Here is a 24,936-nt window from a genome sequence, read left to right on the forward strand (position 1 = left end):
TATATGGGTGTGGCGTAGCGGCTCGTGCATTAATTTGAATTTGGATTGTAGGTCCGCCAAGAGCTTGAGCTATGTTACTTAACTTCCCCTTACGGGAAGATTAAGCCGACATGACATTTCTGTAATACGATAACGATCCTTTTCCGGCGCTGTGAAAGCAATACGCGCATCTGCGCATTCATTACAAACCTGTCATACCCCTGTAACCCTCCTGTAATTATCTTCGCTGTATACTCTGATTCGCGAAATATGGCCGATCGAACCATTAGAGGAAGCAATTGTGAGGGGGTTGAGGCAGGTGTTCAGGAGAGGAATCGGCGCACCGTGAAAGATGGGTCTTTCGAGTTATCTGATAAATTTAGAGACTTACGCGCAGTCAGGGGTACATCGCTTAAAATATTGATGCTCATCCTTCTCTCTTACGTTCTGCTCGTTCATAATCTGGGCGGAGTTGCGCTCTGGGACCCCGATGAACCGCGCCAGGCTATCGTTGCCCGGGAGATGGTGGAGAGGAACGATTACATACACACCTATCTCAACGGTGAACCCAATCGTTGGAAACCTCCTTTCTATTCCTGGATGATTATCCTGGCCTCGAAAGTAACGGGTAATATAGACGAACTTGCATCTAAAGCACCATCGGCAATTGCCGCGGGATTGCTGGTCCTCATAACCTTCTTTCTCGGCAGCCATCTGGTTGATACAAGTACAGGATTTCTTTCAGCCATGGTGCTCCTGACAAACTATCAGTTCCTCGGAAACGCGAGAGAATCCGTCATGGACATGACCTTCGCTTTTTTTATCGGTCTTACCGTATTTCTTAATTATCTCGCCATTAAGAAGGACAACAGATGGCAACTGGTGCTGTCCTTCATTCCCGCATCCTTGGCTATTCTCACGAAAGGCCCTGCAGGTTTGTTGATTCCCGCGTGCGTCATTTTCATCTACCTAATGGTCACAAAGAAGGTCAAGAGATTTACCCTGACTTTTGCATGCGGTTGTTTCTTCTCTCTCAGCCTTGCCATGATCTGGTTTCTCCTGGCAGGGAGAGAATATATAAATGAAATCATTCTGACCCAGAGCTTTACCCGATACGTGAACGCCTTCGACCATCAGGAAAACCTCTTCTATTATTTCCACAAGCTCTTTTTCAACTTCCTTCCCTGGAGCATACTCCTGCCTTTTTCTATTTACCATGCCTTCAGACAAAAGTATTGGCTTCCCCTCATATGGTTCCTCTTCACCTTTCTCTTTTTTGAGATATCCACGAGCAAGAGGGCTATATATCTTCTTTCCGTCTATCCTGCCTCCGCCCTCTTGTGCGGGTTCTATATCAGGGACAGTTGGTCGCGGCTTGTGAAGGCATCAAAGACAAATATGTTTCTAAGAGTGTTCGCATTCCTTCTCGTGACCCTCCCTCTCGGAGCCGTTGTCGCGCTTTTCAATTTGCAGAATGAGACAGTTACGGAATTCAGGACAAATCCTTCGGTATACGTCTATATAGCTTTGATATTCATGGCAGGAGCGATATTCCTCTATACCCTCGTGAAGAATTGCGAGAAGGGAAGCCTTTTCCTTCTGTTTGCCTATCTCATCCTCATTGCGATTTCTCATAACTTCTGTTATCTCCCAATTATGGATAAAGCCTTTAAATCTCCGCGGCTCATAACAGACAGTATGAAAGACTTTTCAAAGGGCAAAGATGTCTTCCTGTATGGAGATAACTCGGCAGGCCTGATCTTCTATATTGGCAAACCAACCAAACTACTTCACCGCGCCGAAGATATCAAAAAATATGCAAAAACCGAGTCGGTCCTCGTCATAACGGAAGATGATGCAAAGTACGTTGCCCCATACTTGGACAAGTTCTACTACCCGATAAAGAAAGTCAACTATGAGAGAGAAGCTTATATCTTGTACGTAGGGAAAAGTGGAATATAGTGCAGCCTTTGAAGCCAAGCGAAGAATCCTTTGTTTGGACGAAAAGACATAAGTTTGCTCAATAACATGGGCACGGGTTGAATGATCTGCCCCAAATAGCCCACAGCGAACCAGGAGCGCAATGAGCACACGCAAAAATCCTTTTTATGTACGATACAGAAAAGACATTCTTCACCTTCTCGTCATCGTCTTTCTTTCCTCTGTCTTCCTCTTTTGTGCCCTGGGTGATTACTCGTTGAAGGAGCCGGATGAAGGCAGGTATGCGGAAATACCGAGGGAGATGGTTGAAACGGGCGATTACATCGTTCCTCATCTCAATTATGTGAGGTATTTTGAAAAACCTCCCCTCCTTTATTGGGCAGTGGCCATTTCGTATAAACTGTTCGGTATCAATGAATGGTCGTTCAGGTCCGTTAATGCCGCTTTTGCGTTCTTCATGGTCCTTTTCCTCTATGTCTTTGGCCGAAAGTGGTTCGGCGGAAGGGCTGCTTTGCTGTCATGCCTGATCCTTGTGTCTTCTTTCGGTTTTTTTTCCATGGCACGTATTGTGACGACAGATATGTGTTTCAGCTTCCTGCTTTTCGCATCTCTCCTTTGTTTTTACGATTTTTACCGTGACAAAAAAGCGTTCTCCCTTTATCTGTTCTACGGGCTGGCGGGATTGGCTACTCTGGCAAAAGGGCCGGCAGCCGTCGTCCTTCTCGGCGGAGCCATCCTGGTCTTCCTCTTTACTGAAAAAAGGCTCAGCTTTCTGAAAGAACTTAAATGGTTGAGAGGCTCAGCAATTTACGCGTGCATCGTCCTGCCCTGGATAATAGCCATCTCTTTGAGGGATCGAGAATTTCTTCATTTCTTCTTTATTGACCAGCATATTCTCAGATTTGCCACCACCCAGCATAAGAGGTCGGGGCCCCTTTATTATTTCTTGCCCGTGCTCTTCGGGGGCATGTTCCCCTGGTCCTTCTTCCTCCCCAGGGGAATAGTCACCCTCTGGCGCAAGAAAGAACTGAGGCTGTTTATCATCTGGAGCGCTCTCGTATTTGGTCTCTTCAGCATTTCCGGGTCAAAACTGCCCCCCTACATACTACCTATCTTCCCCGCACTGTCACTAGTGCTGGGCGTTTTCTTTGATGAAAACCGCCACAGGTATGCGCGCTGGGCCGGGGAGATTGCGCTCTACATGGTGGTCTTCGCGGTATTCTCCCTTCTGGGTTTCCTACGACTCTATCCGCCGTTTCTTGCGTGGGTCGCCTCTCTCGCACCGAATGCACCGGCCCTGGCGCAAGAGCTGAAATGCTTCTGTCTGGGCGTTTCCTTTGTGTCGTGCGTGGTTTTGTGCATGTCCTTCTTTAGGACCTTTCGTCGCTACGGTGCAATCTTCCTGATCCTTCTCAGTTTTTCCTTTTCTTTCTTCTCGGTGCTTATGGGATTCGGTCTCCATACGCTGGACAAATTGAAAACGGCAAAGGAGTTGGCCCTGGCCGTCAATCAGAGTAAGGGAACCTTTGATCATCTCGTCGGTTATGACGTCTATGAACAGACCCTTCCCTTTTATACCAAGTCGAGGTTAATCCTTGCCAACTTTACGGGAGAGCTTAAAATGGGCTCCATGCGTGATGGCGCGAAAGAGTATTTCATTACGGAGGAGGAGTTTTTCCGACTCCTTTCGTCGGACAAAAAAGTGCTTTTTGTTACAAAGGAAAATAAAATAGATCGACTGCGAGAAATGGTTCCCCGTAAGATTGAAGCAATACGGTGTCAGAACGACCGATGCCTGTATGGAAATTGGGCCACCGCTGAAAATGACTTTCAGTGAGCTTGAGCGATCAATGTGAGCCTAGCGGTGCAACACCGCCGCCATTTCTTTTTCTTGCGCGGGTAGGTGAAACCATCGCCGGGCACCAACCGAAAGGGGCCAAATTCCATCTTGATAGGGTAAACACGAAGGGTTTATAGACAAGTGCCAAAGAGCCATAGTACAAGGGAGGGCTCTTCGAGAAATGGTTTCCGTTTCATTGTGGGAACGGCCGAGTTCTGTAGGTAACGGCAGCCGTGAGTGCCACCGACTCCGTGAGTTGCAACGCGCCCTGGCCATCCTTGAATCCGACAGCTAACCCCGCAGTCATGGCCCCTCCCTTTTTGTTCGGGTCCGCCAGGATATTGATAGACAGATTATTGGTTACTGCCGGCTTTGTGAGGCACGAAACACGTTTCGTCGGTAAGGTCGCATTCGCTTTCACATGGCTCGATGTGAATGATCACGTCGAGATTGCTGATTTCCCGGGTCATTGTTATTTCAAGTTGGTCCGCCAGTTTATGTGCTTCATCGATGCTCTCTTTCCTGCAGATAAGGAGATGGAAATCGGTGTATTTCCTGCTCCCTGCGATGCGGCCTCTCATTTTATGATAACCCGCGTAAGGGAACGGCAGTGCATCGATGATCTCCTGCAATTTCTTCTCTGTCTCCCGAGGTATACTCGCGTCCATAAGACCGCCGATACCGTCACGAAAGATCTTTAGGGCAGAGAAAATAATAAGAAAGGCTATGATCACGGAGAAGAGCAGATCGAAATAGGTTCTGCCCGTATAGTAGGTGACAATGATTGCCACAATGGCTGCGGAGTTGGAATAGAGGTCGCTGGCATAGTGAAGCGCATCTGCCTTCAGGGCGCTTGAGTCGGTCCTTTCGCCCACCTTGCGGAGCACCGTCGAGATCAGTGCGCTGAAGAGAAGGGAAAGGATCATTACCCCGAGGTCGAAATTCGAATAGACAATGGCGGTCTTGTGGAGAAACTTGTGGATAGCCGTATAGAGGATCAGGCCTCCAGTGAAGATGATCACCAGCGATTGTATGGTGGCCGCTATGTTCTCGGTCTTTGCATGCCCGTACTGATGCCCGTAATCAGGTGGTTCTGCCGCTTTCCGTATGGCAAAGAGATTCATTCCCGACATGAAAATATCCAGCAAACTGTCGAGACTTGAGGATACGACCGCCAAGGACCCGGAAGCCAGCCCTGCCGCAAACTTGCTCGATGCGAGAACAAAAGCGGATACTATTGCAAACAAGGACGCTTTGTATTTAATGTCCATGGTTATTTTCTGCATTAGCTACGGGGATACGCTATATGGCGTTCATCCTGTATGAAATACGATAGTATGTAATGATGGCAAAAGCAAGAGCCCACGGCGACCCGAGAGATCCATTTTGCTCCCTTTAGGGGAACACCGGTGTTGTTGCTTAGGTTGCTTTTCCTTCAATGGCGCTTCGGATCGACTTGATTCACATGATGGTTTTGGCAAGGAAGAACGCGTGCAGCAACTTTCCGACGTCTCTACTCAAATCTTTGACAAATGAATTTACAGATGTGTTACAATGTATCACTGTATATAAACGGCTCTCAAATGACTAAGACGATCACCATATGCTTCCGGACCAGCGATCATTTACGCGAAGCGCTGAAGAAGATTTCAAGGGAAGAAAAAAGAACTCTCTCGTCGACCATTGAGAACATCCTCTACACTTACATAGAAGGGAAGAAAGATTTTAAACGGGTGGAAGGGGAAAAACGCCGGTATCCCAGAAAGAGCGTTTCAGTCCCCGCCCTCTTGAGCTTTAACAAAGAAACATCTGCCGGCATAATACTCGATATTTCTCTCGGCGGGTTACAGGTTTTGATTCCCGCGGATTATCAATTTGAAATGAAGGTAGACGAAGAAAACGCGGGGATCTCCATTGTCTTCACCTTGCCCGAGATCAAAAAACCCCTGGACGTGCGCTGCGCCCCTGAACATATCGTTCGTTCCAGTGGCGAGACGATAATGGGCATGTCATTTGTAGATGCCAACTTTGACAGCTACCGGACCATACAGAATTACCTGATCAATTAACCGCTATGAGAATAGCCCAATAATCTCGATTTATTGAAAAAAAATATTTGACAATTAAGTTATTGTATTACATAATAAGACAAGAAATATTTTTTGTAATACAGACATTCTATATTCTAAACACTTGAAAAGGCCAAACCACCGGTGACGGTGGGACGGAAAGCCAACGGGTCTCAAAGAAGATAGCCGAGCCGCCAGGGATGATTGGGAGGTCACAATTGGCGGCTGTTGTTTTAACGTCAGGGCAATCAAGACAAGCCAATCAAAGTATGGTCCCTTTGAATTCAGCTATTCGACCATACCGGAAAGAAAATATACTCCTTAAAGATGGAATAAAGCAGTCCGGCTTCAAACTTGATCTTATAGAGAGACGCCTCCCTGACGAAAGACTTCAAAACAGTCTCACAATTGACAGAAAAGATGTTCATTTTGATGAGGACCGACAGCTTGTCGGACAATCGGGCCCGACAAAGGATGACATTGAACACATCAAAGGCGTTTTCATAAATAAATACGAGCAGACACAAGTCGCGTGTCGGACCTACCGAAACAGAACGATCTTCACCGTGACAATTTAATGTTTCCCGCAGAGGGATAAGTAATCGGGATATCATTCTCATTCTCCCGGGACCGACCGGTTCTCGTGGCGAATAGGCTAAACACCCAATACTCGCCATATTCATCACCTATCTATCCTGCAAAAGGTATATGCCCGATCTGCCGAATCATTCGGAAGGGAATGGGGGAATTTCGTCTCTTCCGCGCATAAAGATGCCCCCCATCCGAGGCAGGTGGACGAGGGGCAGCCCGAAAAGTTACAACTACATGGGGGTTTCGCCGGGCAACCACAATATAATGCTTCTTTCAAAATATGCAACTAAAGCGGACAACTATTGCAGGGACAATCTCCATAAATGAGGACCGAAAGCGATTATATTGAAATTGATCTATATTTTCGAATCATCGAATGATATGATCGAAATATCAGGATAATCTCTACAGTCTAATGCAGGAGGTCCATGGCTGATCGACGCTCGAAACCTAAAAGTAAAACCCTCCGCACCCATTCCAAGAATGGCCGAAGATTGCGAAATAGAGCTGTGGGTCAGCCACCGGCACATAATGATCTTCGAACTCTAATTTACTCCATGTCCCTTGCAGTTCAGATTTGTGAACTTGAGTGCGATGAGGAGGGGCAGCCTCTCGATGTGGTCATACTCGAGACCAATCCTGCGTACGAAATACATTCCGGTATATCTCCGGATCAAATAATCGGCCGGCGAATAAAAGAGTTACTCCCCATTGTTGAGCATGCGTGGCTTGACCGATACGCGGAACTCGTCCGCACGAAGGCGCCCGTTACCTTCGAGGAATATAATGCCTCTCTTGGGCGGTGGTTCGAAGTACACGCAAGTTCAATGGGCGGCAACCGGTTTGCGGCCATATTCAGAGATATCACCGAGCATAAAAAAATGAAAGCCATTATTCAGGAGGAGAAGGACCGGCTGTCTGCCCTGATCGGCAGCATTCAGGATGAAGTCTGGTTCGCGGATATTGAAAAAAAGTTTACTTTAGCCAATCCATCGGCCCTACGTGAATTTGGCCTTGACGGAAGCAACAAGATAGATATAGCAAAGTTTGCCGAGAGCCTGGAGGTCTATCGCCCCGACGGCACCCCACGCCCTGTGAATGAAGCTCCGCCTCTTCGCGCACTTCAGGGTGAAGTAGTGAGGAACCAGGAGGAGTTGGTCCGAACGCCCGGAAGCGGGGAGCTCCGCCGTCGCGAGGTGAGCTCCTTTCCAATGAGAGATTCCAGGGACGCCATTATCGGATCGGTATCGGTGGTGCGCGATATAACCGACCGCAAGCACGCAGAGGATGTACTGCGTGCCAACGAGCAAAAGCTACGGATGTTTTACGAGTCCGGAATAATGGGGATGTTTTCGTGGGACATGGACGGAAGAATTATCGATGTAAATGACCGTTACCTTGAGATAATCGGCTACACCAGAGAAGATTTTATTGCAGAACCGTTTAAAGGGGCGGAAATGACCCCGCCGGAATATCGGCCGCTGGACCAGCGGGCCTTGGAGGAGCTCAAGTCGATCGGGATCGGTACCCCTTATGAGAAGGAATTCATCCGCAAGGACGGGAGCAGAGTTTCGGTTCTGATAGGGGCTGCGGCCGTAAATCTGGATCGGACCCAAGGAGTGGCGTTCGTTCTGGACATCACCACACGCAAACAGGCCGAGGAGGCCCTTCAAAAAGCACACGATTCCCTCGAGCTTCGTGTACAGGAACGGACTGCAGAGTTGAGTCATGCCTATGAGACACTTCAGAATGAGATTATGGAACACAAGAAGGCGGAAGAACATCTCCGGCAGGCTCAGAAGATGGAGGCGATCGGCACATTTGCCGGGGGCATCGCCCATGATTTTAATAACATTCTCGCCGCAATCCTGGGTTTTACGGAGATGGCGGCAGAAGATTCTTCCGACCGCCCGGAGGTACAAAGAAGCCTTCAGCATGTTCTCAGATCTACACTGAGAGCGAGAGAGCTCGTAAAGCAGATCCTCTCTTTCAGTCGAAAAGCCGAACACGAAAGGAGCCATATGTCAGTCTCTCCCGTGGTCAAAGAGACGCTGAGGCTTCTGAGGGCATTTATTCCGACCAGCATCAAGATCATTCCGAACATCAGGGTCACCTCCGACACGGTGCTTGCCTCCCCGGTGGAGGTGCAGCAGATACTTATGAACCTCGGCGCCAACGCGGCCCTCGCCATGGAGAAGAGCGGAGATATACTGGAGATTGGCCTGTCCGAGACTGTATTCCGGCCGGACTGCCCGGACATGCCGCAGGACCTGGTCCCGGGAGAGTATCTCGAATTGAGCGTGAGAGACGAGGGGAGTGGCATGAGCCCCAATGTGAGGGAAAGGGTTTTCGAGCCCTTCTTCACCACGAGGGAGGCGGGCAAAGGCACAGGCATGGGCCTGTCCGTAGTATACGGGATTGTGAAGGGACTCAATGGCGCGATCACCATTGAAAGCGAGCTTGGGGTCGGTTCGACATTCCGGGTATTCCTCCCTAAGATTAAGGCCGAAATCAAGGATGAAGGCGTGGTCGCGGACGGAATCCTAAGGGGAAAAGAAAGAATCCTCTTTGTCGACGATGAAGAGATGCTCGTGGAGTGGGGTAAGGCATTGCTCGAAAGACTCGGCTACACGGTAGCCGCCGCGACTGACAGCAGGGAGGCCCTTAAGACCTTTGCCTCCATTCCATTCCAAATCGATCTCGTCATCACCGATCACACTATGCCGGGAATGACCGGTATAGAGCTATCCAAAATGCTCCTGGAGGTAAGGCCGGACATCCCCATTATCCTCTGCACCGGCCACAATAACGGGAGTTCCCCGGATATCGCAAGGGAGACGGGTATCAAAGAATACCTCCTGAAGCCCCTTTCGAGACAGGAACTGGCGCAGGCGGTCCGGCGCGTTCTGGATGGAAACAAAGGCTGATGGTTGAGAAGGGGGGTCAAAATTTGACCCCCCTTCCTAATTCGTCCGCACCCAGCCTTTCTTCGCGAGACAACGACCTGTCTCCTCCCCGAGGGTCGCCGGTCAGGTGCCGGGAATACCCTTTGCGGCAAGCATCTTCCTCGCCGTGGCCTCGCATGTCTGTCTGTCCTTCTCGAACGCGTCCCCACCCTTGGCGGGGTGCCTGTACGTGGCTGCGCAGCCTCCAGATAAAACCAGAAGAAGGATTAAGAGTATTGTCGGTTTCATCCCACCCGCCGATCTAGTGGATCTTTATGGGAAACACGAGGTTGATGCCCGCGGATGGAGGAGGCACGTAGACGACAGGCGGTGGAGCGTAGACAACGGGTGGTGGAGGGTAATAGACCGCGCCCGGGCGGTAATACCCGTGTCCGTGGGGATAACGCCCGTAATGGTGCCCGTGGCTATAACCTTTCTGGTACGGCCCATGCCCACCACCGTGGGAACCTTTGCTCAGTACCGGCGTGGTGGACATAATTAAGGCTACAAAGCCAAATATGAGTGCTGCCGCAATTTTGCCCATTGCCGAACACCGTCCGGCGCGCCCGTTCATGATCTTCATCTCATCCTCCTGTATCCTGTAAGCGTTTTCAAAGAATAGAGTGGCTCACGCTGTTCCATGCTCCGTCATTTCTTCTTTGCCTTCGGTTGACCGGGAGCCTTGAACAGATTGTCGGCACTCTTCTTCTGCTCTTCAGCCAGACTCGCGTAGAGGGCTTCGAAGACGGAGATGAACTTCTTGAGACCCGCCGCCTGTGCGTCGGTGACTTCACTGTACGATTTGAGGTCTTCCACCGCATTCATGGTCTTTAACTTCTCGACCCTCGCTTTCATGAGGGTGTCCATGGTTTTCGCGTTCTCCCGCATCACCTGGGAGACCTTGCTCCACAGCCCTTCCTGCGCTTCCGTGATTTTCAGCTTGGAATGGAGGTCTTTGATCGCTGCCTCCGCCCGGTCGACTTCGGAGAGCTTCGCTGCCTCCCCGGCGGGGTTCTTGGCGGCCGAGATCGAAGGGCTTGCGATCAGAAGTGCGGCGGCGATACAAAACACCGCTGCCGCATAACAAATTATAGGGGAATGGGTAACGGGAAAAGCAATACGTTTCATGGTCCGGCTCCTTGTTATTTTCGTCTGTGCCGCCCGAAATCGAGGGGGCGGCGCTATCTCAACTCCACGGGACGGTGGTTCGCCATTCGGCAGATAAGATCTCTCTCCCTCCTGCTTAAAAGCAACTTTGATGCCAGGAGTAAAGATAAGGCAGGGATTCGCGGTCCCTGAAGCATCGGGGAGCGGTAAAGTGCGCCATGGGTGCCTATCTCTTTGATTCTTAAGGGTTTTAGTGCCGAGATATGCTCGCGGCAAGGCAAAAGCGCAGCCCCGGTGATAGTCTATTCTCCCCGACAGTTGCGGGTGGTGAAGGACTTTCCCTACATCGGCACAGGCGATGCCTGTATGTTATTTCCTTCAATGCAGATTGGGACGCTGAATTTTCTCGCCCTGCTCTCTATGCCGCGCCCGTCACGGTCGGAAGATATGCTCATGCACGAAAGAATCGATGAAACCTCAAAACCTCTCATTCCCGGGGAGGGAAAGGTGTGGAGGAACACGGGTCGTGTGTATGGTTTTTCCTACACACAACGCCCGCTCGTCGCTATGGGGAGGTTCCCGGTCCGGGGGAACAGTTATTTTCGTCGGGTCGTGCCGGCGGCGGGCGGGGCGTTGGGCGTGAGGCAGACTTTCCCCGACGGACTCCGCGACGCTACGGGCAGGGCTCATGGCGCCCTCCGCCCCTGTTCGGGCTTGTAAGTTGAGGAATGCCTGTCTTCAAAGGCACTTGCCGGTCCTGAGGACTGCCCGTTGCGACGGGACTGGACCTCCTTTCCCGCCCATCATAACCTGTGCGACGGGACACCGGATTATCCGAACCGGCTTACCCGGCCGGGATCCAAATCGCCCGGGACAGTCCGGATCGAACTGCAGCGACCGTCCGGCATCATAAATGCAATGTCTTCACCGGAAGGTTTTGCGCCCCAATGACGGAAATGACCGTTAAAACAGTCCGGGACCGTTTCGGAAACAAGCCGATCAGTAAAGCGCACATTCATCGCGGCAGGAGCATCGGGAGGCGCCGTGCAATAACACCCGGGAGCAGGCGCACGGGCGCATGGAAAGGTGAAGCACGGCTCGATCGCGGAAGCGGAATAAACGTAGAGACACTGAATGACCGACCGGATTCATTCCGGCGGGCAGCGAGAGGGAGAGGTAATAAAGATGGAGCAGAAGCCGGAGGAAGGCTCAACCAAAAACTTGCTGATCTCCGGCAATGATGAGCCAAAGAGACCACCACCCATATGTCCACAATGTGGGACCTGGAACCCTCCCGGCGCCGAATTCTGCAAGAAAGACGGGGTCAAGCTGCCGGAACGGGGGAGGCACGCGAAGGTCTCCCATTCTTCTCAGCCCCACCCTCAACCGGCGAAGAACGCAATCAGTACGGCAAGACCGGGGTCAAGGGCAGACGGGATCATTACGCCGCGTGTATATGAGCCGCCGGGAGGCACGGAAAACCTTACAGACCCGATGGATATTGAGAAAGACCGGGCAAAAGACGGCAAAGAATATACCGCGCAAGGGAAAGCGGCGAACTCCCAAGTCCCGAAGAGCCGCCGGTTCCTCATTGCCGTCTGTATTCTCCTCGTTGCCGTCGCGGGCGGCGGTTTTTACTGGTACCTGTTCGTCAGGGAGCGCGCCGCGATGCAGCATAACCTTGAGAGGAGGACATATTTCGACAATGAAATCGCCACGACCGCTCCGCCCCCCGGCCCATCGCAACAGATGACGCCCTCCGCCACGCAACCCGTCAGTCCGCCGGACGTTTCCCTGGGGCCCGAAACAGGGAACACCATGGGTCCCGGGAAGGCAATTGACAGAGAGATGAAATCCGAAGGCGCCCCGGCCGTTTCACGGAAGGCACGCAGGAGCAGGGAGCGTAGAACGGGCGAAGGGGTCAGGGACGAAGCCGTAAAGAAGCGGGCTTTCACGGCAGCACCGGCCTATAGCCGGCCAAAAAACACGGGTAACGACATACAGGCAAGACCGAAAGAACAGGCGCCCGACAGGGCGAAGATCGAAAGGGATATCAATCGGTTGCTGCGCGACTCGGGAGTCGGCGGCATAACCGCGGAGGTAAGTGAAAGCATGACCGCAACCCTCAAGGGAAAGGTGCTGCGGAACGAAGACAGGCGCAAGGCCCTTTCGGTGGCAAAAGGCTTCAATGAAGTGAAGAGCGTCAAAGACGTGATCTTTGTCATCGGGCCGTGACAGAGCGGGGCAAAGGGGGCTGATTGAAGACAAAACTTTTAAGAAGCACGATGTGGCTTGCAGCGGTCTTCGCGGCTGCAGCCATCTTCGGTTGTGCGGAAGTCCAGACCGAGTGGGATAAGTTTCAGAGAGGGACACCTGTAAGAAAAACGGGATATTTGGGGCAAAAAGATAGGATCACGTTCTCCCCGCCCCTTATTCAGCCCGGCACCGTCGCCCGGGGGGAAAAGCTCTCATATCAGATATCCTATACCCTTCACTCGCCGGACGAAAGCAAAGAGTTTCTCGTAGTCGAAGAGATTACCCTTTCGGGTTCGCACCTGCACATGGAGTTGTCCCGGAAGATCGTGAAGAAGCGCCAGGGGAATCATGTCATGAAGATTGAATTTAACCTGCCCCCGGACCTCTGGCCCGGCCCCTACGAGATCATGAGCACTGTGAGGATCGGGGAGCTGGAGAAACAGCAGTCGGGCCGTTTTACATTGGAACAGAGAGAAATGCCTTTAAGAGAACAGTAGGAGGGGGTTGTGCCCTGCGCAGAGTGTGGCGGCGAAAACGGACAGGACTACCAATTCTGCATTCATTGCGGAATCCCGCTGCGGGCAGCGTCTCCGGACCCAAGGGTTCAGCGAAAGCCGCTCACCCCTGTTCCAGGGTCCGTGGAACGGGAGCACGTAATCGCTCTAATCTCGGTTGCGGCGACCGCTGCATTCTTTGCCGTGGTCTTTCTTATAACCGGTAGAGATGTCCGGACTATTCCCGGGTTACTACTTTTTTTCCTCCCCCTCATTCTGGGAGAGCTTGTATTTTTGCTCAAAGCCGGGAAGCCCGTGTCACGGATAAAGAAATTCCATGCCTGGCTTACAGGGAAGAAGAAGGCGACCCACGCCTGTAGAAGACGCCTTCTCCACAGGTGGTTCTTGAGGCCCCTTCTCTTCTGCCCGGCAAAGATCATGCAGTGGACGGAAGGCATAGAAGACCCCTTCCTTCGCGCCGGCGTGACGATCAGTGCTTCGCTCTACGCCATCGGCTCTCTGACCCACTTCACCGTAAGCATCATCATCGCCATTGCATTCCGTTAATGAAGATGGCGATGCCCGGAGTGTCCGGAGCCTCCGATCGCCGCCAGCGGTATCTGCAGCGAGTCGACTTGACAACCTGGAGATCGGTACAATAGAATGACCTGCAATGTGCTCAATCCTTCCAGATACTTCACGCTTTCCTGACCGCTTTCGCGTGAAATGCGGCAGAGCCCCATGAGACCGACCATTCTTGCGCGCATGGTCATCGGGTATCTCGCCGTCTTCATTCCGGTTGCGGCGTTGAGCCTGTACGCTTTTTCGCACCTTACCCTTTTCCGCAGCGCCACTGACGAAATCCTCCGAATAGACCATCGGATCAGGGACCTTGGCGAGATTCTGTCGGATTCCGTACTTGCCCAGACACGGTATGAAAAGAAGTACGTCATTACCCGGGACAAAGAGCTTCATGACCGGTTTGTGCTCCTCGAAAAGGAAGTGAGCACGTGGATCGATGAGGGGATATCCATAGCGGATACACCACGGAAGAAGGAAGCCCTGATCAGGATAAAAGATTACTACCACGGGTACAAGACCGCATTCTACGAAGAAGCGGCGAGCGCCGGGAAGAGAGGGCCTTATCCTCGGGCGACGGGCAAAGAGAAGAAAGGATTGGCGATTGACGGGATCTTGGGGGAGCTCAGAAACCTGAAACGCTTCACGGAGCAGGATACCAGGGAGAGAATGAAACTGCTCGGCGAGTCCGGGGCGAGAGTCAACAAAATCGCCCTGGTGATGGGTGGGCTGTGTATCCTCTCCGGGATCGCGATCTCCGTGCTGATTACCCGGAGCATCACCAGACCCCTTTCCTGCATGAGAGAAAAAACGAGACAGGTTGCCGGAGGGGATTTCGGTCCCCCTCTCAACCTGTCGTCTCCCCCTGAGATGAGAGAGCTGGCGGAGGATTTTAACCTTATGTGCAACAAGCTATACGAAACGGACAAGATTAAGAACGACTTCTTCTCCCTCATGGCTCACGAGCTGCGTATGCCGCTCGCTTCCATTAAGGAGGGGACCAGCCTTCTGCTTAAGGGCATAGGGGAGGAATTTCGGGAGAAAAGAAGGGAAGTGCTCACCATCATCGCGGAGGAGAGCAACCATCTGATCGATCTGGTCAATTCCCTGCTGGACCTGTCGAGAATGGAGGCCGGGATGATGACCCTGGACCTGCAGCCGGCGGAAATGGAACCCTTGGTCCGCAAAGCTGCGTCAGCCCTGGAGCCTCTGGCCATGGGGAAGAACGTGGACATTCACATAGGGATGCCCGCGGATTTGCCCCGTATTACGGTGGACATCAAGAGAATCGGGCAGGTCCTTCGAAACCTCATCGGCAATGCGGTGAAATTTACGCCGGTGGGAGGGAATATCACGGTCTCGGCTCAATCCGTAGAAGGAGGCCTGATGGTCTCGGTGGCCGACACGGGTCCCGGCATAGCCGAAGAAGACTTGAGCACCATATTCGATAAATTTCAACAGGCTGCCGTGACGAAGTATAATAAGATCAAGGGGACAGGGATGGGCTTAGCCATTGTCAAACATATCATAAACGCTCATGGAGGTAAGGTTTGGGCAGAGAGCGAATCAGGGCGCGGGAGTACCTTTATTTTCTTGTTGCCTGCATAATCTTCTTATCTCCCGCCGGTTGCACCACCCTGAAAGAGATCGGGGCCAGGAGGACGGCAGATCATTATCTTGCCGCGGCAGAGAGGCTCCTGGAGCAGGGAGATTATGAGGGAGCGATAAAAGAAGACCAGAAGGCTTTGTCCTTGTCTCCCACTGCCCCTCCCGGAGATCAGGCAATGTTTCATGAGGGGCTCGTGTATGCCCATTACGGGTATCGCAGGAAAGACAACCAGAAATCGATCGACTGCTTCAGAAGGCTGACGAAGGTTTTTCCCGAGAGTCCCCTTGCCGGACAGGCCAGGATATGGATAGGAATACTCCAGGAGAACGAGAGAGTGAAGAGGGATAATCAGGAGCTGGCGAGGGCCATCCGGAAATCGAAGCAGGTGGACATAGAAGTGGACGAAAAGAAGAGGGAGTTTTCAAGGTGACCGCCCGGTCCTTCAAAAGAATATTGGTGGTCGATGATGACGGCAATTTCCTCAAGCTCATCAGGATGAGGCTCGAGCTGGCAGGCTATGAGGTGGCCTGCGCGCTCGACGAAGACGAAGGGGTACGCCTGGCGAGGGTTGAGACCTTCGATGTCTCCATAGTTGACCTCAAGCTCGTCCATAGTGACGGCATCTCTCTGATGGAGAAGCTGCACGCGATCAATCCTTACGTTCCCATTATCATTCTTACCGCCCACGGCAGCGTAGAAAGCGCGGTAGAGGCTATAAAGAAGGGGGCCTTCAACTTCCTCAACAAGCCTTTCGACCCCGAGGAGCTGCTCCTGCAGATAGAAAAGGCAATGGAAAACCGGAGGCTCATCTCAGACGTGAGGAGGCTCGAAGGGCTTCTGAAAGAGAAATATGATTTCAAGAACCTCGTCGCACGAAGCGAAAAGATGCAGAGGGTCCTGGACCTGGTATCCCGTATCGCGGGAACCGACTCGACCGTCTATATCTCGGGAGAGAGCGGCACCGGCAAGGAAGTGATCGCAAAGGCGATCCACCTTGCCAGCGAAAGAAGAGACAAGCCCTTCGTGGCGGTGAATTGCGCCGCCATCCCGGAAGCGCTCATGGAAAGCGAGCTTTTCGGTTATGAAAAAGGGGCGTTCACGGACGCCAGGAAGAGCTATGATGGGCTATTCGCCCGGTCCCATGAGGGAACCTTCTTTCTCGACGAGATCGGGGACATGCCCCTCTCTTTGCAGGCAAAGCTCCTGAGGGCACTCCAGGAGAAGCAATTCTATCCCCTGGGCAGCGCCAAATCGGTGGAAGTCGATGTGCGGGTGATCGTGGCTACCAACAAGGACCTGGAGGTGGAAATAAAAAACGGCTTCTTCCGTGAGGACCTTTTCTACAGGATTCACGTCGTGCCTATCGAGCTTCCTCCCTTGAGGGAAAGAAAAGAAGACGTGCCCCTTCTGGCGGAGCATTTTTTGAAAGAAACAAGTCGGAGGATGAAAAAGGACATAAAAGGCATCTCCATTACGGCCATGCAGAGGCTCATGCTCTATGACTGGCCGGGAAACGTGCGGGAGCTGGAGAACACCATCGAGTGCGCGGTAGCTCTGACGCGAGACGACGTTATCGGTGAAGAGATAGTCCTCCCCGCAAAAGTTCTGGGCCGGGAGCCGCTGAAACCTCTCAAAGAGGCGGTGGATGAATTCAAGAAAGGATACGTCGTGCGGCTCCTTCAATTGACTAAAGGCAATGTGACCAAGGCAGCGGACCTGGCAGGCAAATACAGGGCCGATTTTCACAATCTTATCAAGAAACACAAGCTCAAGCCGAAAGATTTCATGGAATCCGATAAAAAGAAATAAAACCGCTCCCCTCTTAAGCTTCCCGGATGGGCCACCGAGGTTCCGCAAAGAAATTATCTCCTGTATGAAAAGCCATATAGAAGGACCTCTTTAGCGGAGCGGGGCTCCATTCGATTGATCTTTCCCTTCCTTTAATATCAGATCATTAGCGCGAGAGATGCGCTTCTGGCACATGATTTGCGTCCTCACTTCGAGAGATTACGCAAGGAGGAAATTATGGATCGTCTTAACAGCAGAACACCCCTGAATGAACAAATTGAAGGGCTCCGGCGAATCGTAGCGGATTTAAACATCTATTTCGAAAGAGTCATGAAAGGGTTGGAGGAATTCAAGAAGGCAGGTCCCGGTGAAACGACGGACCAGGACTACATCGCGGAGTATGTGCGGAGGATGCTCACCGACGCCGGGACGGAGGGACGCTCGGAAAACCCCCCTCACGGGAGTGGCCGGACGGAGGCCGTGCATCTCGAACCCCTCAATGCCAACCGCCTGATCGAGGATGTGGTGCCGGTCCTGCAGAGGATCGTAAGAAGAAGGGCAAGGCTCCGGGTCGAATCGGCGGACCGGGAATTGCGGATCATGGTAAACCGGGAGAAGATGAGTCAGGTCATCGCAAGTATCGTGGCATACGGGACGGAGATCATAAAGAAGGGGGGCACCATAACGATTCTGGCCAAATTGTTGCCTCTGAAAAGCGATGTTCCGGGTAAAGGCGGATGCGCCCTTCTCTCCGTCACGTCGAACGATGTTGCGGCCGGCGGACCGAGCCCGGAATCGAAACGCAGGACCATATCCAAAGAGAGCGCCCGCCGCGCGTTTGCCGCCATTCGCTCGATTATAGTAGCCCATAATGGCTCGATTTCAGTGACGAGACTGCCGGGTAAGGCACAATTCAATATCTATTTGCCTATCCTCCGCGGGGTGTAGGCCGTGGGTATTGAGCCGGTTCAAGGAGAATAGGAAGATACGGAGGATTTCGAAAGGGGACGGCCGACCACGATTCTCCGACTGGAGACAGTGTGAGCAGGGCAGCCGGGACCCGCAGGAAAGAAACGGGCCCACTTGCACGGGCTCCTCAAGAAGGTTGGCTTTCGACCGAGCGCGCCCCAACAAGAAAGGGTGTATGGCTTTTCATACGACGTTAATTCGATGTGCCTTCAAAGACATACCTTCCCGGCTGCTTCGTTCGAAACACCAGATGTAGGTAAATCCATACACCTTGGAGAGGGTCTCTTTCCTGTAACCTTATCATTACGGTAAGTTAGGATGTCGGCACGGTTTTTGTACCTACCCGGACAAGTCTGCCGGGAAGGAGGTGTGAGTCGACAGGGTTTAAAGTTTCATGGCACTGATGGTGCAGTCCTGATGGAGACCGGGTGTGCCCATATGTCCAACTCTCAGCAGCGTGCGCTAAGCGGTGGGGCTATCGGGGCAGACTTCGGGGCGGTGTTGACCGGCCTCGCGGGCGGGCCCCGTCTCCTCGGGACTGCACTCGGGGCCGGACTCGGAACCTTGGGCTTACTTGATCTACGATGACGCGAAGGAAAGGCGTGAACGACCGGCTGACCTTAGAGAAATGAACTGTGTGTGAAAAACTGAAAGGAGGTATGCAATGAAAACAATCAGAAGAACACTTATCGTCGCAGTTGCACTCGTTATTATCAGCGGGAGCTTCGCATGTGCGTCCGCCCGGGAATGGGTGTGGGACGACCCCTATTTGGTCGCCACAAATGTTACGCGTATCGTCGCGGGAGATGAATTGTACGGAATCGATCAGGCGGGAAATATTTCCCCTCTCCCTTTATCACTCGCTGAACCGGGTGTAGCCGCTACCGCCGGACCGGTGTCGCAAGTCCTCGACATCGGCGTCGGGCCGGGGGATACCGTGTTTGCAGTCATGGGTGGCCTGGTCGCGACCTGGAGCGCGCCATCGGTCTTCACTGCCCTCGTCCAGCAGCCGAAGGTCCCCGAATCTCCGGGCTCCTATAAACAGATCGCCGTAGGAAGCAACGGATATATCTACGTCCTGTTCCAGAAACAGACGGGCGCACAGTGCATTCTTAGAGGGCGGGAGTTGAGCGAGGAGTTGACGGTCCGTTTTGAGCCGAGAACCCTTGACCTCAATAGCAGAGGGAATTGGATACTCTGCAAGCTGAGACTCCCGGACGGCTATTCGGAAAAGGATATCGACCCCGATTCCGTTGAGATCACGAGGATCCAGGCGCCGGTCCCCGGGGGCGCTCCCATAGATATCAGCGTGAGTATACTCCGTGCACCGGATTCCCGAGCGCGCGCGAGCACCAGGCAACTTGACCTGCGATTCCTGCGCTACGACAAGGGAAACCCCGACAATCCCCAGTCGCTCAATGCGGTGCTTACAGGCATTCTTCCCGCCCCCGCCTTAAAAAAGATCACCTATCCGGTGACGGCAACCGTCCTTCTCCAACTGAAGACAACAGGCGAGTGGTTTGAGGGGACCGGCACTCTCAATGTGACGGTCCATAAAGCAAAATAACCGGGCACCACAAGAAGAAGGACGGGACCGTATACCCCGTACGGCCCCGTCCTTCTTCAAATGTTCCCGTAGCCGTACCGTTCGCCTTCGTGCACTTATCGGAAAACATTGGGACCTATATAGGGGGCGTTGGTTCGAAGTGAACTTTTTAGAACCGGCTGGCGTATTGCGAGTGGCTGATCTTCCCATTATGTGGTATGTTCACTTTGGACCGAAGTCCCCTATGGCGTCTTTCTTTTGGATAAGGAAGCATCGGCAATATGCACTCTGCCCGTACTTTGCTGGGATGCATCAAGGTATGAATAGGTTATGTTTATGATAGAAGGGAAGGAACTGTTTTACGAGATCGGGCCCATCAGGCCGCCCAGTGAAGCCTACAGCCTCCTGGTGCGATTTACCCGGAACTGCCCCTGGAACAAGTGTACATTCTGTAACCTTTACAAGAAGACGAGATTTCAAAAGAGAACAATTGACGAAATCAAGCAGGACATCGACACAATAAAGAGCATCCATGACCACATCAAGGAAATGTCGGGCGGGAATGGCTGCACTACCCGATCTCTCGCGGAAGAGATATGCATGAACCCCTCCTTCAATGAATGCTACAAAAGCGTTGCCGTCTGGATGTATTTCGGCGGAAAGAACGTCTTTATTCAGGACGCCCATTCCCTTGCCATGAATCCGGAGGCCTTTCTGGAATGTCTCACATACCTGAAGGAGACATTTCCCGGCATCGAGCGGATAACCTGCTACGCCCGGGCACGGACCATCGCGGAGAGGTTGTCCGTTGAAGACCTCATAAAAATGAGGAGTGACGGGCTTACAAGGCTGCACGTCGGCTTTGAATCAGGAAGCGACAGGGTGCTCGCCTTCATGAAGAAGGGCGTCACAAAGGCCCAGCAGATCGAATGCGGACAGAAGGTGAAGGCGTCGGGAATTGAACTCTCCGAGTATATCGTTCTCGGATTGGGCGGAAAAACATGGTCGGAGGAACACGCGAAGGAGAGCGCCGATGCCATCAATCGCATCGATCCCGACTATATCCGCATGAGAACCCTGACAATCAACAGACGGATGCCCCTCTATGAAAAGATTCAAAGCGGTGATTTTCCGGTCCCCGACCCGGAGGACCTGCTCCACGAGGAACGTCTCTTCATAGAAAACCTGAACAATATTTCGAGCACCGTAAAGAGCGACCATATGCTGAACCTTCTTGAAGAAGTGGACGGCCGCCTGCCCGGGGACAAGGAGAAGATCCTCTCCGTGATCGATCGTTACTTCGAGCTGAGTGATGAAGAAAGACTGGTTTTTCAGTTCGGCAGGAGATCAGGGACCTTTCGGAGCACTGATGACCTTCGCGATATCGCTGTCTTCGATCGCATAAAGAAGAGGATGAAGGAGATGAATTCAAGGACGCCGGGTAAGGTCGAGAAGATTCTCTCCATCCTCCATGAAGACACATAGACTAAAGGCATGACGCGCTGCCGGTCTGCCGAACTCCCGGTTAAACCGGCCGATGAGGGTTCGCCCTAGGCGGTGATCCTATTGTTTCACCATCTGCATCAGGTTCCCGGCCGCCTTTCCGAATGATGGAGGTCCATAAATTCCGTTGCAGCTGCCTGGACATCGGCAGGGAACTCCGTGATTTCCTGTAGCTGACGGATCTCGATAATCTCGTTGTCCGAAGCAGGGCATCGGATGGCCCATTCGATCGCTTCTTCTCTTGAATTCACCTCGATGATCCAGTAGCCTCCGAGAGTCTCTTTCGCGTCTGCAAAAGGACCCATGGCCACCGTTGGTTTACCGTGAGAGAATGTGACACGGGCGCCCGTTGAAGGGGGATGGAGACCGTCGAGCGACACGAGTATTCCGGCATCATGGAGTAATTTATTATATTCCATCATCGCTTCAACGGCCCCGGCGTCAGGCATGAAACCAGGAGCGGCGCTCTCATACCCCTTCGGGATCATCAACATCATAAATCTCATCGAAGAACCTCCCAAAGTTCTATTATGGGGGCTCACGTCGCCCCCTCGGCGAACAAAGTCCGCCGAGCCTCCCCTCGCTTAAGGCGCCTACTGTTGGTCTCGCCCGCTGTGCGGGCTATACCACGCGGGGTGGTCTTGGCACCCCGCGACTCACATGGCCTCTTTCGCCTGCCAGAGCCCGAAGGCCGCACCGGTCAGATCTACCACCACACTGAACCACCCCATGTCCGGTATCTCCGTGACATCGTGGGCAATAGTCGCTCCCAGAGAGACCGCTTTCTTTGTGGATTCTTTGACATCATCGACCAGGATGTAGGGAAACCAGATATCAGGAGCCCCCGGCATGGGGTTCACCATCATTCCTCCACCCGTGCCTTCACCGACATCGACCATTATATAGCCTTCCATCTCCGGAAATTCCTGCAACTTCCAGTCGAACATGGAGGCGTAGAACTTCTTTGACTTATCCACGTCCTTCGTATGCAGTTCGATGTGCACAAACGGGTTTCCCATGCCGCGCCTCCTCAGGATATTCTGTTTCCGCTCCAGTCTCTTCACCGGATTCTGATCGGAAGCTAAGACTGTCGATCCCCAATGTCAATTGTGCCCGGAGCTGCGTTTCGAGCGCCCTACGCCGTATTGTACAGGCCTCTCCCGGGCAGCAAAGGCGAAAGAGGCACACGGGCCGGTCGGGTCGGGCCGGACCAAAGGCAAGATAGTACTGAAAGCGAGGGATCAAAAGACCTTCTATCCGGATGTTCCCGGTCCCTGCCCGCCTACAGTTTCTGCCATTGATAATCTCTCGTGACAGGTTTCTTCTTCTTTACGAGGGTCCCCCAGTTATCATGAATTTGGACTACGGCGGTCTTCATTGCAGTGATGAAGCTATTCCAATATGCCTCGTAGGTGGTATTGTGCACGAGGTAGGGGGTGAGAATGCAGGAGCGAAGGACAAAGACGCTTCCCGTTCTGTTCCATTCATCTCTTCCCATGCCCAGCTTGTCGAGAAAAGAAACGGGGGTATCGCCATATTCCTCCCTTGTCAGGTCGGTTTTGGAGGTGATGAATTCGTTCGTGTACACGGGACCCGATTTATAGGAGCACTTCTCATAAATCGCCTGGTTCAGGTTATTCATCTCTTCGAGACTCGGATTTCCTTTTTCATGGACTGCATAGTCGACGATGTTGATGTCCGGAGCGGCGAGGGCTATGATCTCAAATTCCCTGTGGTCGACCGTAAAGGCGCCATGGGATTCGAGGGAGCGATAAAACCGATAGGCGCCTTCGATACTGTGCCCGATAATGCGTCCGTAGCCCTTGATATTGAGAGGGACGACCCGGTGGGCCATCCAGACGGCAGCCACCGCCGCACCCGCTTTCGAGCCCTCCATGATATAGCTTCCCAGGAGCATAGGGTTGGCGTCATCTTTTTCGAAGACGTAGGCGGCGAAATAGGAGATGATCTCTATCACGCGGCGGTCCCTGGCCACGATTGCACCCGCTGCATAGGGGACATACCCGAGCTTATGGGGATCGACCGTTATGGAGTCCGCCTCGCTCATCGCCTTGAAGGCTTCATAGACACTCACATTGAGCCATTCGGTATCGTGGTGCAGCACGCCCTGCCGGGCCTGTTGCCTGCCGACCTCCGCATACTCCATGAACCGCATTTCCTCATCGAGGAAAAGGGAACGGGCATAGCCCCCATAGGCCGCATCGATGTGGAGATAGAACGATACCCCCTGGTTCTCATACCTGTCCCTCAACCTCACGATTTCATGGACCTCATCCACCGCGCCCTCTTCCGTGGTGCCTACCACGGCGACCACCGCGAGAATTGGTATTTTTTGCGCGATAAGGGAATCGATCTGACTCTTCAGGGCTTTTATGTCCATACGGTAGGTCGGTCCCACGGGAATAGAGATAAGGTTCTCCTGCCCTATGCCCAGGATGTCGGCAGCCTTTGTCCAGGAGTAGTGTTTTGATTGGGGAACGAGTATCTTGCCCGGCGCCTTTCCTTTCATGCCCACGCCGCGCACGCATCGTTGCCGCACTTCCTCAAATAGACCCGATGCCTTGACCACATCGATCAAATCGAGGACCCGGGCGGTGGGAAGGTTGGATAGCTGCCAGTCATCGAGACCCGCCACAAGCTCGGGTTTCACCGCCTTGACCGCGGCAGGTATCGATTTCAGATTGCGTGCCATCCAAAGCCCCTCGTAATTCGCCACGGTCCCGCCTGACGTGATGTGGCCCCAGGATTTTTGAGGATCGAAGCCCATGAGCCCCGCCAGCTGCCGTCCCACCTCTATCTCCAGGGCAGTCGTCGCCGGGGAGGCTTCAAAGGCACAGTTATTCGGATTATAAAGAAGGGTCAGCATAAAACCGAGGTTGGCCGCCATGAGGGTATCGCTTGCCATGTGGCCCAGGTAGCGGGGAGAAAACCATGGCACGGATGAGAGCTGCAGGTTTCCCGCCAGTTCGATGAGGGCTTCCCGGGTCCTCTGCCGGGTGGCGAGGAAATCGTCTCCCTCTTGTTCCTGGGCAGTCACGATGAGCAAATCTTCCGGGTGGAAATAACGGCGCCACTCCGCATAATCGTCCATGAGGAAATTGAGCATTTCCTTGAAAAAGACATAATTTTCCGATTTCGGCCCCAGAAACAGGGCATTCACGTTTATCCGCTCATCATCCATAATGTGTCACCCCTCAAGCATTCGATTCCTGTTCTTCTATCATATCTCGGTGTCTGCTTTCACTAAAGAAAGGGGTCGGTCCTTTGCCGCGGCAATGGAACACCGGGAAACAACCCTTTCGAAAATTGATGAAGTTTTTCCGTCCATGGCATAGACTAATGAATGATTTTAGTCGGAATTTAATTTATGGAAAAACAAAACCCCCACGACCCCCTTCACGGCATTACCCTTGAGGCGATGCTTACCACGCTGGTGGAATATTACGGGTGGAGCGAAATGGGCAGGATCATCAATATCCGGTGCTTCACCCATGATCCAAGTATCAAATCGAGCCTCACCTTTCTGAGGAGAACGCCTTGGGCCAGAAAGAAAGTCGAAGATTTATATCTGAGGCATAAGAAGAAAACTTCCTCTTAGGCCGCCCGCCTTGTTGCCCCCCGTAATCGCCGTATACTACCTGGAAACAATCCGGCATACCCCAAAGGATGGATTTTGTTTCCTGCACTCAGCGACCAGTT

Annotated in this window: 21 protein-coding genes and 1 riboswitch; of the genes, 14 read left to right on the forward strand and 7 right to left on the reverse strand. The window is 52.7% G+C overall.

What is annotated here, in order from left to right:
- The first annotated feature begins 324 nt into the window (after positions 1 to 324).
- Together VGJ94_17230 and VGJ94_17235 are read left to right on the forward strand one after the other, a co-directional pair.
- The gene (locus VGJ94_17230; GenBank protein HEY3278361.1) at positions 325 to 1,941 is read left to right on the forward strand and encodes a glycosyltransferase family 39 protein; all 1,617 of its coding nucleotides are present in this window, start codon (positions 325 to 327) and stop codon (positions 1,939 to 1,941) included.
- Positions 1,942 to 2,062: 121 nt separating this feature from the next.
- The gene (locus VGJ94_17235; GenBank protein ID HEY3278362.1) at positions 2,063 to 3,757 is read left to right on the forward strand and encodes a glycosyltransferase family 39 protein; all 1,695 of its coding nucleotides are present in this window, start codon (positions 2,063 to 2,065) and stop codon (positions 3,755 to 3,757) included.
- 356 nt (positions 3,758 to 4,113) lie between these two features.
- Here the strand turns inward: VGJ94_17235 and VGJ94_17240 are convergent, their stop codons facing one another.
- On the reverse strand, positions 4,114 to 5,046 hold the full coding sequence (locus VGJ94_17240; GenBank protein ID HEY3278363.1) for a cation diffusion facilitator family transporter: 933 nt from the start codon (positions 5,044 to 5,046) through the stop codon (positions 4,114 to 4,116).
- Positions 5,047 to 5,343: 297 nt separating this feature from the next.
- Here VGJ94_17240 and VGJ94_17245 point away from each other — a divergent pair, with 297 nt between their 5' ends.
- Together VGJ94_17245 and VGJ94_17250 are read left to right on the forward strand one after the other, a co-directional pair.
- Entirely contained in the window at positions 5,344 to 5,829 is a 486-nt protein-coding gene (locus tag VGJ94_17245) for a PilZ domain-containing protein (protein ID HEY3278364.1), read from the forward strand.
- 122 nt (positions 5,830 to 5,951) lie between these two features.
- Positions 5,952 to 6,028: riboswitch (cyclic di-GMP riboswitch) on the forward strand.
- Positions 6,029 to 7,037: 1,009 nt separating this feature from the next.
- On the forward strand, positions 7,038 to 9,347 hold the full coding sequence (locus tag VGJ94_17250; GenBank protein ID HEY3278365.1) for a PAS domain S-box protein: 2,310 nt from the start codon (positions 7,038 to 7,040) through the stop codon (positions 9,345 to 9,347).
- A 102-nt stretch (positions 9,348 to 9,449) separates the two neighbouring features.
- Here the strand turns inward: VGJ94_17250 and VGJ94_17255 are convergent, their stop codons facing one another.
- The 3 genes from VGJ94_17255 to VGJ94_17265 form a co-directional block, all read right to left on the reverse strand.
- Positions 9,450 to 9,614, reverse strand: coding sequence for a hypothetical protein (locus tag VGJ94_17255; protein ID HEY3278366.1), 165 nt, complete (start codon positions 9,612 to 9,614; stop codon positions 9,450 to 9,452).
- Between the two features lie 13 nt (positions 9,615 to 9,627).
- Positions 9,628 to 9,948 (reverse strand): hypothetical protein, encoded by a 321-nt coding sequence (locus VGJ94_17260; GenBank protein HEY3278367.1) that lies wholly within the window; start codon positions 9,946 to 9,948, stop codon positions 9,628 to 9,630.
- 65 nt (positions 9,949 to 10,013) lie between these two features.
- Positions 10,014 to 10,493 carry a Spy/CpxP family protein refolding chaperone gene (locus VGJ94_17265; GenBank protein ID HEY3278368.1) on the reverse strand — a complete coding sequence of 160 codons (480 nt, stop codon included), beginning with the start codon at positions 10,491 to 10,493 and terminating at the stop codon, positions 10,014 to 10,016.
- 1,113 nt (positions 10,494 to 11,606) lie between these two features.
- Here VGJ94_17265 and VGJ94_17270 point away from each other — a divergent pair.
- From VGJ94_17270 to VGJ94_17310, 9 genes are all read left to right on the forward strand, one after another.
- Positions 11,607 to 12,707 carry a hypothetical protein gene (locus VGJ94_17270; GenBank protein ID HEY3278369.1) on the forward strand — a complete coding sequence of 367 codons (1,101 nt, stop codon included), beginning with the start codon at positions 11,607 to 11,609 and terminating at the stop codon, positions 12,705 to 12,707.
- Positions 12,708 to 12,730: 23 nt separating this feature from the next.
- A complete protein-coding gene (locus VGJ94_17275; GenBank protein ID HEY3278370.1) occupies positions 12,731 to 13,225 on the forward strand; it encodes a hypothetical protein in 495 nt (164 codons plus the stop codon).
- A gap of 9 nt (positions 13,226 to 13,234) precedes the next feature.
- Entirely contained in the window at positions 13,235 to 13,789 is a 555-nt protein-coding gene (locus VGJ94_17280) for a hypothetical protein (GenBank protein HEY3278371.1), read from the forward strand.
- Between the two features lie 174 nt (positions 13,790 to 13,963).
- Positions 13,964 to 15,409, forward strand: a complete 1,446-nt coding sequence (locus VGJ94_17285) for a HAMP domain-containing sensor histidine kinase (GenBank protein ID HEY3278372.1) — start codon at positions 13,964 to 13,966, stop codon at positions 15,407 to 15,409.
- On the forward strand, positions 15,352 to 15,840 hold the full coding sequence (locus VGJ94_17290) for a tetratricopeptide repeat protein (protein HEY3278373.1): 489 nt from the start codon (positions 15,352 to 15,354) through the stop codon (positions 15,838 to 15,840). Before VGJ94_17285 ends, VGJ94_17290 begins: the two co-directional genes overlap by 58 nt.
- Positions 15,837 to 17,219 (forward strand): sigma-54 dependent transcriptional regulator, encoded by a 1,383-nt coding sequence (locus VGJ94_17295; GenBank protein ID HEY3278374.1) that lies wholly within the window; start codon positions 15,837 to 15,839, stop codon positions 17,217 to 17,219. Before VGJ94_17290 ends, VGJ94_17295 begins: the two co-directional genes overlap by 4 nt.
- A 216-nt stretch (positions 17,220 to 17,435) precedes the next feature.
- On the forward strand, positions 17,436 to 18,146 hold the full coding sequence (locus tag VGJ94_17300) for a hypothetical protein (protein ID HEY3278375.1): 711 nt from the start codon (positions 17,436 to 17,438) through the stop codon (positions 18,144 to 18,146).
- Positions 18,147 to 18,831: 685 nt separating this feature from the next.
- Positions 18,832 to 19,734, forward strand: coding sequence for a hypothetical protein (locus tag VGJ94_17305; GenBank protein ID HEY3278376.1), 903 nt, complete (start codon positions 18,832 to 18,834; stop codon positions 19,732 to 19,734).
- 315 nt (positions 19,735 to 20,049) lie between these two features.
- Positions 20,050 to 21,198 (forward strand): radical SAM protein, encoded by a 1,149-nt coding sequence (locus tag VGJ94_17310; GenBank protein HEY3278377.1) that lies wholly within the window; start codon positions 20,050 to 20,052, stop codon positions 21,196 to 21,198.
- A 98-nt stretch (positions 21,199 to 21,296) separates the two neighbouring features.
- Here the strand turns inward: VGJ94_17310 and VGJ94_17315 are convergent, their stop codons facing one another.
- From VGJ94_17315 to VGJ94_17325, 3 genes are all read right to left on the reverse strand, one after another.
- Positions 21,297 to 21,722, reverse strand: coding sequence for a YciI family protein (locus VGJ94_17315; GenBank protein ID HEY3278378.1), 426 nt, complete (start codon positions 21,720 to 21,722; stop codon positions 21,297 to 21,299).
- A gap of 150 nt (positions 21,723 to 21,872) precedes the next feature.
- Positions 21,873 to 22,235 carry a VOC family protein gene (locus VGJ94_17320; protein HEY3278379.1) on the reverse strand — a complete coding sequence of 121 codons (363 nt, stop codon included), beginning with the start codon at positions 22,233 to 22,235 and terminating at the stop codon, positions 21,873 to 21,875.
- Between the two features lie 263 nt (positions 22,236 to 22,498).
- Positions 22,499 to 24,418, reverse strand: a complete 1,920-nt coding sequence (locus VGJ94_17325) for a pyridoxal-dependent decarboxylase (protein HEY3278380.1) — start codon at positions 24,416 to 24,418, stop codon at positions 22,499 to 22,501.
- A 186-nt stretch (positions 24,419 to 24,604) separates the two neighbouring features.
- Between VGJ94_17325 and VGJ94_17330 the strand changes: the two genes are divergently transcribed.
- Positions 24,605 to 24,835, forward strand: coding sequence for a VF530 family protein (locus tag VGJ94_17330; GenBank protein ID HEY3278381.1), 231 nt, complete (start codon positions 24,605 to 24,607; stop codon positions 24,833 to 24,835).
- The last annotated feature ends 101 nt before the right edge of the window (positions 24,836 to 24,936 follow it).

Source organism: Syntrophorhabdaceae bacterium (genome assembly GCA_036504895.1).
Taxonomy (GTDB): domain Bacteria; phylum Desulfobacterota; class Syntrophorhabdia; order Syntrophorhabdales; family Syntrophorhabdaceae; genus PNOM01.